Annotated in this window: 5 protein-coding genes and 1 tRNA gene; 1 reads left to right on the top strand and 5 read right to left on the bottom strand. The window is 68.5% G+C overall.

Annotated features, from left to right (window positions below; all coding sequences use genetic code 11):
- Window positions 1-295: 295 nt before the first annotated feature.
- The 5 genes from MK177_08435 to MK177_08415 form a co-directional block, all read right to left on the bottom strand.
- Window positions 296-371, bottom strand: a tRNA-Asn gene (locus MK177_08435).
- A gap of 70 nt (window positions 372-441) precedes the next feature.
- Window positions 442-1,683 carry a sigma-70 family RNA polymerase sigma factor gene (locus MK177_08430; GenBank protein MCH2427342.1) on the bottom strand — a complete coding sequence of 414 codons (1,242 nt, stop codon included), beginning with the start codon at window positions 1,681-1,683 and terminating at the stop codon, window positions 442-444.
- Window positions 1,676-3,463 carry a DNA primase gene (gene dnaG / locus MK177_08425; GenBank protein ID MCH2427341.1) on the bottom strand — a complete coding sequence of 596 codons (1,788 nt, stop codon included), beginning with the start codon at window positions 3,461-3,463 and terminating at the stop codon, window positions 1,676-1,678. Before dnaG ends, MK177_08430 begins: the two co-directional genes overlap by 8 nt.
- A gap of 84 nt (window positions 3,464-3,547) precedes the next feature.
- Entirely contained in the window at window positions 3,548-5,077 is a 1,530-nt protein-coding gene (locus MK177_08420) for a PEP-utilizing enzyme (GenBank protein ID MCH2427340.1), read from the bottom strand.
- Between the two features lie 50 nt (window positions 5,078-5,127).
- Window positions 5,128-6,447 (bottom strand): glycine--tRNA ligase, encoded by a 1,320-nt coding sequence (locus MK177_08415; GenBank protein ID MCH2427339.1) that lies wholly within the window; start codon window positions 6,445-6,447, stop codon window positions 5,128-5,130.
- A gap of 73 nt (window positions 6,448-6,520) precedes the next feature.
- Between MK177_08415 and MK177_08410 the strand changes: the two genes are divergently transcribed.
- A complete protein-coding gene (locus MK177_08410; protein MCH2427338.1) occupies window positions 6,521-7,057 on the top strand; it encodes an RDD family protein in 537 nt (178 codons plus the stop codon).
- The last annotated feature ends 11 nt before the right edge of the window (window positions 7,058-7,068 follow it).

Below are 7,068 nucleotides of genomic sequence, written 5' to 3'. Positions count from 1 at the left end.
CGAAGTTGAGTTCCACCGATCAAGACATCCCAACAACGCGCTGATGGTCGTACATGGCATCACGCTTTCGGGCCGGGCACGAGCCAAAGCTGATGGAAGAACAGCTTGGTTCGTTCATCCTTGGGTGATCGAGGACGCAGCGCTTCGAGCCATCGGCTCCACCTACTCGACGTAACAGTTGCCACAAAGTGCTGAGGGGTGAACAGAACTGACCTAGATGTGAAAGCCCGTGGAAGGCCTGCCCACTACGCGAACAGGGCCGGTCCCGAAAGACCGGCCCTGGCTTGCGTGTTTGTGGCTCCGGGGGTGGGGCTCGAACCCACGACCTGCGGATTAACAGTCCGACGCTCTGCCAGCTGAGCTACCCCGGAAAGGGCGTGCGCAGGATACCAGCGCGGCCCCCGTCCCCGGATTCCGAAACGGGCGCCAGAGGGCCTCCGATCAGCCCTCGTCGAGGTAGTCGCGGAGCTTCTGGGAACGGTGCGGATGCCGCAACTTGGCCATGGTCCTGGCCTCGATCTGACGCACCCTCTCGCGCGTAACCCCGAAGTGCCTTCCCACCTCCTCGAGTGTCCGCGGCTGCTCACCATCCAGGCCGAAGCGCATACGGACGACGTCCTTCTCCCGTTTGTCCAGATCGTCCAGGGAGGCCAGGACCGCCTCTCCCAGGAGTCGCCGGGCAGCGGCATCGGCCGGGGCGATGGCCCTCAGGTCGGGCACGAGGTCGGCCAGGCTGGCGTCCTGCTCGTCACCCATCGGGGAATCCAACGAGAGCGGGTTGTCCTGCTCGCTGGCCAGGCGCAGGAGGTCCTCGACCTCGTCAGGCCTCAGGACCGCCCGTTCACCAATCTCGGAGTGCGACGGCTCCCGTTCGAGCTCCTGGGCGAGGTCCCGTTGGACCCTCAACACCCGGTTCATGGCATCCACCTTGTGGACCGGAATCCTGATGGTTCGCGACTGGTCGGCTATCGCGCGGGTGATCGCCTGTCGGATCCACCACGTGGCATACGTTGAGAACTTGAAGCCCTTGCCTGCGTCGAATTTCTCGACAGCCCGCATCAATCCGAGGTTGCCCTCCTGGAACAGGTCGAGGAGCGGAAGGCCCCGGCCGCCGAACCTCTTGGCCACCGAGACCACGAGACGGAGGTTGGCACGGGTCAACCGGTCGCGGGCCCGGTCGCCCTTGCGCTGCCGCCGGCGGAGCCGTGCTACCTCTGCCCGGTCAATCCGGCCCAACTCACCGGACGCCGCCAGGTCAGCCAGGCGAGCCTCGGCCTCGTTGCCATCGGTGATAGCGCCGGCCAGCTCCACCTCGTCGGCGGCGGTCAACAGGGCCACCTGGCCGATCTCCCGCAGGTAGAGGCGGGTCGAGTCGCTCACCGAGCCCTGGTCTGTACCGGTCTCGAGCCGCACCTTGTACTCCCCCCGGCTGGCCCGCACCAGGCGCAGGACCTCATCGGCGTCGACTTCCACGGCGACCGTCTCTTCGAAATCGATGCCCTCGGCCCGGAGCGACGAGCGGATGCCGGCAATCAGCTCAGAGGTCAGCTCGGCATCTCGCACGACGTCGATCACCTCGTCGAGGGTGAGGCTGCCGCGAGCCCGACCGCGACGGAGCAGTCGCGCCACCTCGAACTCCGAGACTCCGGGCCATGAGGGCAACCCGGAGGTCGTATCAGGCATCGACCCTCCCCTCCGAGAAGTCGACCAACCACCGTAGTAGGGGCTCGATGGTGGCGAGGTCGGAGGTCGCCTCGCGCAGGACGATCATCTGGGTGCGCAGGTAGGAGATGGACGGCTGGTAGGCCGCCAGGTCGCCGGTCAGGCGGGCCTCGGCCTCCAGGGCGACGGCGACGCGCTCTGCAGCCAGGAAGAGCAGCCGCGACACGATGCCGCGCGGCTCGTCGTCGGACCCATCCTGTACGGCCAGTCGACCCAGCAGGTCGGAGACCACGCCGTCGCTCCGGTCCATCGCCGCATGGAGGTCGTGTCCGTCGCCGAGGGCCCCGAGGGCCGCCCTGTTGACAGGATCCTCGAAGAGCGCAGCCACGAGGTGGTCGCGGATCTCCTCCGGCCGGTGGACGAGCAGGCGGAGGGCCTGGTGCTCGGGGGTCAGGTGACCCGGTCCGACCGGACGCGTGCCGGTGTCCACCTCCACTCGACGACCTCGCTCCCTCGACTCGGCGGCCGGGCGCTCACCACGTCGCCGGACCTCGTCGGCGCTCACCATGCAGCGATCTGCGATACGCATCACGTACTGGTCGCGTACGAGCGAGTCCGGGTGCTCGGCCACCAGGCGCATGGCCGCCGTGGACGCCAGGGCGCGGCCTTCGGCCGATCCCAGGTCGCCCCGGTCCAGTTCCCGATCCACCCGGAACTCCAGGAAGGGACGTGCGCACTCGATCGCCGTCCGCAGTGCATCCGGATCGCTCCCGGCCAGGTCACCGGGGTCGCTGCCCTCTGGCAGGGCCGCCACCGCGAACCTCACGCCGAACTCCTCCTCCCACGAATAGACCCGCTCTGCGGCGGCCTGTCCGGCCCCGTCCGCATCGAACGCCAGGACGATCCGCTTGGCGAAGCGCGCCATGGCCCGGGCGTGCTGGGGGGTCAGCGCAGTACCGCAGGTGGCCACCGCCCGCTCGATCCCAGCGAGATGGCAACCGATCACGTCCGTGTAGCCCTCGCACACCACCAACTCGTCGGTGCGGCCCGCCTCGGCCTTGGCCCAGTGCAGCCCGTAGAGCACCTGTCCCTTGGAGTAGAACTCGGCGGCGTCCGAGGTGTTCTTGTACTTGGGTCCCTCGCCGTCCGGGAGCTTGCGACCCCCGAACCCTATGGCGTTGCCCTGAGCGTCGAAGATCGGAAAGACGATCCGGGAGCGGAAGAAGTCGTACTGGCCGCCGCTCTTGTTGATGCCGCCGAGGCCGGTGGCCGTCCACTCGTCGTCGGCCAGGCGGAGGTGGCGTGACAGATCCGACCACTCGTCGGGCGCCCACCCGATGCTGAACCGACGGGCCACGTCGCTGTCGTAGCCACGGGAGCGCAGGTAGTCGCGGGCCGGACGGGCCTCCGGGTGGTCGAGGAGCCGCTGGTGGTAGAAGTCCACCGCCCGCCCCACGTGCTCGGCATGTTCCCTGCGCCGGTTGCGACTCCGGCCCTCGTGACGGTCGGTGTACCGCAGGGTGACGCCCGCCTTGGCGGCCAGGAACTCGACCGAACCGGCGAAGTCGAGGCCCTCGGTCTCGCGCACGAAGTCGATGGCATCGCCCTTGGCCTGACACCCGAAGCAGTAGTAGACGCCCTTCTCGGCGTTGACGGAGAAGGACGGCGACTTCTCGCCGTGGAACGGGCAGAGCCCCATCCACTGGGAGCCCTGCTTCTTGAGCTGCGTGTGCTCAGTGATGATCCGGATGATGTCGGTCTCGTCGCGGACACGCCTCACGTCATCGTCCACTATGCCCATAGGCCGAACGTACCACCGGCCTCCGGACGGCTCTCCGGACACCCTTGGGTCCGCCGGAGGGGCCCCGGCAGGCAGCCAGGACGTTCAGGCGTCGAGCGAGATGAGCGCCTGGGCCACGGCCAGTCGGGCGATCGGCACCCGGAACGGCGAGCAGGACACGTAGTCCACGCCGGCCGCCACCAGCAGGTGGATCGAGGCCGGGTCCCCGCCGTGCTCACCGCACACGCCCACCTCGAGGCCCGGGTGGGCCAGCCGACCGGCCCTAGTCGCCGCGGCCACCAGTGGAGCCACCGCCCCAGGGTCCAGCCGTTCGAACGGGTTGTCGGGGAGCAGGCCCCGGGAGAGGTACTCACCCATGATCCGTTGCTCGACGTCGTCGCGGCTGAACCCGAACACCATCTGGGTGAGGTCGTTGGTGCCGAATGAGAAGAAGTCCGCGTGGTGCGCCATCTCACCCGCCAGCAGAGCGGCCCTGGGCGTTTCGATCATGGTGCCGACGGGGGGAGGCTCATCGGGTGCCGCCACGTCGATCTCGTCAAGCACCCAGCCCCGGACGAGCTCCAGTTCGGCTGCCGTCGCCACGAGCGGGAGCATCACCGCTGCGTGTGGGTGGCTCCCGGCGTCCCGTAGATCGGCCATGGCGGCCAGCAGGGCGCGGGTCTGCATCCGGTACAGACCCTCGCACAACACGGCCAGCCGGATGCCTCGGGCTCCCAGCATCGGGTTGTGTTCGGCGCCGAGCGGCGAAGCGTCGCCGAGGAACTCGTGGAGGGGGGCGTCGAGCAGCCTGACGGTGACGGGCAGTGGCGCCATGGCCTCCAGTACCGCTGCCAGGTCGACCCGCTGGACGGCTCCCAACTCCTCGAGCGCCGTAGCCCCCTCGCCTGGATCCTCGGCCAGGAGGAACCGGCGGATTACAGGGAGGCGGTCGCCCAGGAACATGTGCTCGGTCCGGCAGAGGCCGATGCCCTCTGCACCGAAGGACCTGGCCCGGGCTGCGTCGTCGGCCCGGTCGGCGTTGGCCCGCACCCCCACCCGGTCACCGCGAACCTCGTCGGCCCACGACAGAAGCACGTCGAGTTCGGGGATCTCGTCGGCGACGGCCACCTCGGCGGCTCCGGCGAACACCTCGCCCGTCGTGCCGTCCAGCGAGACAGCCGACCATTCCTCCAGACGGCGCCCTCCCAGGACGGCGTGGTCGCCGGCCACCTGGAGGTCGGCCAGGCCCACCACCGCCGGGATGCCCCAGCCGCGTGCCACCACGGCCGCGTGGCTGGCCATGCCTCCACGGGCCGTCACGATGCCATCGGCGAGCTGCATGCCGATCTCGTCGGCCGGCGTGGTCTCATCGCATACCAGCACCGCCGCCTCGCCACGGTCCGAGGCGTCCAGGACCGCCTCGGCGGTCAGGCACAGCACCCCGCTGGCCACGCCCGGGCTGGCGCCGACGCCGCTGCCCAGCACCTCGAGGCCCGTCCCGTCCCGCAGGCCGGCGTGCAGGAGCGACTCGACCAGCGACGGGGGGACGGCGGCCACCGCGGACCAGCGCGCCTCGGCGCTGTCGGCCGTCGATGCATCGGCGACGAGGCGTCGAAGGTCGTCCGGGTTCTCCACAACCCCAGTCTGGCCCGCCGCCCCGGAGGGGGGCGTGCCGGAAGGTCAGGTCAGGGGATGAGTCGGCTGGCCAAGTGGTCGACCAGGCCGTCGATCGGCACCCTCTCCTGGGCCATCGAGTCGCGGTCCCGGACCGTCACCGCCAGGTCGTCGAGGGTGTCGAAGTCGATGGTCACGCAGTACGGCGTGCCGATCTCGTCCTGGCGCCGATAGCGCCGGCCTATGGCCTGAGTCTGGTCGTAGTCGCACATCCAGTGGGGCTGGAGCAGCCCCAGCACCTCGTTGGACGGGTCGATCAGCTCCGGCTTCTTGGAGAGTGGAAGGACCGCCACCTTGTACGGCGCCAGTCGGTGGTCGAGGCGCAGCACGGTCCGGACGTCGTCGTTGACCTCCTCCTCGTCGTAGGCGGCCATCAGGAAAGCCATGGCGGTGCGGGTGGCACCAGCCGCCGGCTCGATCACGTGGGGTACGTAGCGCTCGCCCGACGCCGGGTCGTGGTACTCCAGCTTCGCCCCGGAACTCTCCGAATGCCTGTTCAGGTCGAAGTCGGTCCGGTTGGCGATGCCCTCCAGTTCGTCCCACCCCCACGGAAACAGGAACTCCACATCGGCCGTGCCGGTCGAGTAGTGGCTGAGCTCCTCGTTGTCGTGCTCCCGGAGGCGCAGGCGGTCCTCGGGCATGCCGAGGTCCCGGTACCAGTCCATGCGGGCATCACACCAGTAGCGGTACCACCCGTCCGAATCGTCGGGCGGTACGAAGAACTCCATTTCCATCTGCTCGAACTCCCGGGTCCGGAACACGAAGTTGCCGGGGGTTATCTCGTTCCGGAACGACTTTCCTATCTGGGCTATGCCGAAGGGGGGCTTCTTGCGTGACGTGTTCAGCACGTTGGCGAAGTTGATGAACATCCCCTGTGCCGTCTCGGGTCGCAGGTATACCTCTGCCGCCGAATCCACCATGGGGCCGGCGTGGGTCTTGAACATGAGGTTGAACTGGCGGACATCGGTGAGCGTCCCGGACCTGGCACACGAGGGGCAGGTGTCCTGGTCCTCGAGCTTGTCCTGACGGTGCCGGGCCCCGCACTCGCGACAGTCGACCATCGGGTCCGAGAAGTTGGCCAGGTGGCCGGAGGCCTGCCAGACGGCCGGAGGCGAAAGGATCGAGGCGTCCAGGCCGACCACGTCGTGACGCAGCTGGACCATCGTCCGCCACCACTGGTCCTTCACGTTGCGGAGCAGGAGGACGCCGATCGGCCCGTAGTCGTAGGTGGAGCGGAAGCCGCCGTAGATCTCGGCAGACTGGAAAACGAACCCCCGGCGCTTCGAGAGGTTCACCACCTTGTCGAAGAGCGTCTTGTCGTTGGGGATCATGGGCGTGCAGGGTACCTGAGCGCCTCGCGGCGAACGCCGACGATCCGGGCGGATCCGGGGCCAGAATGGGCGGGTGAACATCGTCGACCGACTCAGGGGTGGTGGCGCCGCCACCGACGACCCCACCGCGGTTGCAGGGCGACGTTTCGTGGCGTGGATCCTGGACAGCCTGTTCATGGCCATAGTCATCCTCCTGGTCCACCGTGGGGGTGTGGCCTACCTGGACGATTCCGGAAACCTGACCATCGATCCCTCTGTCATCTGGACGGCAACCGTCCTCATGGTCCTGAACCATGTCGTGTTGACGATGGCAACCGGGTTCAGCCTCGGCAAGGCGGTGACCGGGCTACGGGTGGTCAACCGCTATGACGGAGGCCTCCCCGGCTTCCGGGGCGCCGCCGGTAGGACGCTGCCCTGGGTGGTTCCTATCCCGTTTATACCGATCATCGAAGCCGGCCTGATCCTTGGCAGCAAGGGCCACAGGCGGATCGGCGACCGGATCGGTGCGACCCTGGTGGTCGACCGGGGTTGGTCGGGTCAGCCCTTCTTCGTACCCGGGCTGGAAGAGATCCCAGCCGGCGGCCAGATCCCGGGCGACGATCTGATCTGAGCCGTCGTGCC

The sequence above is a fragment of the Acidimicrobiales bacterium genome (assembly GCA_022452145.1).
Classification (GTDB): domain Bacteria; phylum Actinomycetota; class Acidimicrobiia; order Acidimicrobiales; family MedAcidi-G1; genus UBA9410.
This window is presented reverse-complemented; position numbering and strand designations above follow the sequence as displayed.

Bases quoted from the DNA above. Each gene is read 5' to 3' on its own strand.
- MK177_08415 (MCH2427339.1), bottom strand. From the start codon at position 6,447: ATGATCCCCAACGACAAGACGCTCTTCGACAAGGTGGTGAACCTCTCG.
- dnaG (MCH2427341.1), bottom strand. From the start codon at position 3,463: ATGGGCATAGTGGACGATGACGTGAGGCGTGTCCGCGACGAGACCGAC.
- MK177_08430 (MCH2427342.1), bottom strand. From the start codon at position 1,683: ATGCCTGATACGACCTCCGGGTTGCCCTCATGGCCCGGAGTCTCGGAG.